Here is a 1617-nt window from a genome sequence, read left to right as displayed (position 1 = left end):
GCAGGATGTGCGGATTTGCCTGCACTTCCTATACCTACCCCCTTCAACGCACTATTCCGTCAGTGCGCGGCAGTATCACCTCTACGTCACCGCATCGCAGTATAAAAGGGTACCGGAATATTAACCGGTTGTCCATCGGCCATCCCCCTTCGGGTGGGCCTTAGGTCCCGACTGACCCTGATCCGATTAGCGTTGATCAGGAAACCTTGGTCTTTCGGTGGGCGGGTTTCCCACCCGCCTTATCGTTACTCATGCCTACATTTGCTTTTCCATACAGTCCACGCCAGGTCACCCTGACGATTCGCCCCGCATGGAATGCTCCCCTACCAATGGTAGATAATTCTACCAGTCCATAGCTTCGGTACCGTTCTTGATGCCCGTTTATTATCCACGCCCGGCCGCTCGACTAGTGAGCTGTTACGCACTCTTTAAATGAATGGCTGCTTCCAAGCCAACATCCTAGCTGTCTGGGCAGCCGGACCTCGTTAGATCAACTTAGAACGGATTTGGGGACCTTAGCTGATGGTCTGGGTTCTTTCCCTCTCGGCCTTGGACCTTAGCACCCAAAGCCTCACTGCCGGACATATTTAACGGCATTCGGAGTTCGTCTGGATTTGGTAGGATTTGACTCCCCCGCACCCAATCGGTAGCTCTACCTCCGTTAAACTTTATCCCGACGCTGTTCCTAAAAACATTTCGGGGAGTACGAGCTATTTCCCAGTTTGATTGGCCTTTCACCCCTACCCTCAGGTCATCCGGAAACTTTTCAACGTTTATCGGTTCGGTCCTCCATTGCGTGTTACCGCAACTTCAACCTGCCCAAGGGTAGATCACTAGGTTTCGCGTCTGCCCCGCCCGACTCTACGCCCTGTTAGGACTCGCTTTCGCTCCGGCTCCCCCGCTGAACGGGTTAACCTTGCCGGACAGGAGCAACTCGTAGGCTCATTATGCAAAAGGCACGCCGTCACGGAAAAAATCCGCTCCGACCGATTGTAAGCACACGGTTTCAGGTTCTTTTCACTCCCCTGTTCGGGGTCCTTTTCACCTTTCCCTCACGGTACTGGTCCACTATCGGTCTCCCAGGAGTATTTAGCCTTGGCGGATGGTGCCGCCCGATTCAGGCAGGATTTCTCCGGTCCCGCCCTACTCAGGATACCGATATGCCGATAGTCTTTACCCGTACGGGGCTCTCACCCATACCGCGCAGTTTCCCACCTGCTTCCGGTTCATCGTATCGTGCAATAGCTCGGTCCTACAACCCCCCACATGCCGTAACATGTCGGGTTTGGGCTGTTCCGCGTTCGCTCGCCACTACTTGCGGAATCACTCTTGTTTTCTTCTCCTGCGCCTACTTAGATGTTTCAGTTCAGCGCGTTCGCCTCCCTTACCAAAAGGTAAGGAATGACATGCCTTCAGCATGCCGGGTTGCCCCATTCGGAAATCCGCGGATCGATTCGTATGTGCCGATCCCCGCGGCTTATCGCAGCTTGTCGCGTCCTTCTTCGCCTCTGGGAGCCTAGGCATCCCCCGTGTGCCCTTATTTACTTTCTTCCGTCCGCTGCCCCTTTTGCTCGGCAACGGACTGCCTCCGTCCACCTGCGGTATTAACCGAAGATG

General features: G+C 54.7%; 1 rRNA gene. It reads right to left on the bottom strand.

The annotated features are described in order from the left end of the window. Positions 1-1551: ribosomal RNA gene (locus C5745_RS19840) — 23S ribosomal RNA — on the bottom strand; the annotation flags it as partial. Positions 1552-1617 lie beyond the last annotated feature (66 nt).

The sequence above is a fragment of the Sphingobacterium haloxyli genome (assembly GCF_002980525.1).
GTDB classification, from domain to species: Bacteria; Bacteroidota; Bacteroidia; order Sphingobacteriales; family Sphingobacteriaceae; genus Sphingobacterium; species Sphingobacterium haloxyli.
The sequence above is the reverse complement of the archived record's forward strand: the minus strand, read 5'-3'. Positions and strand labels throughout refer to the sequence as shown.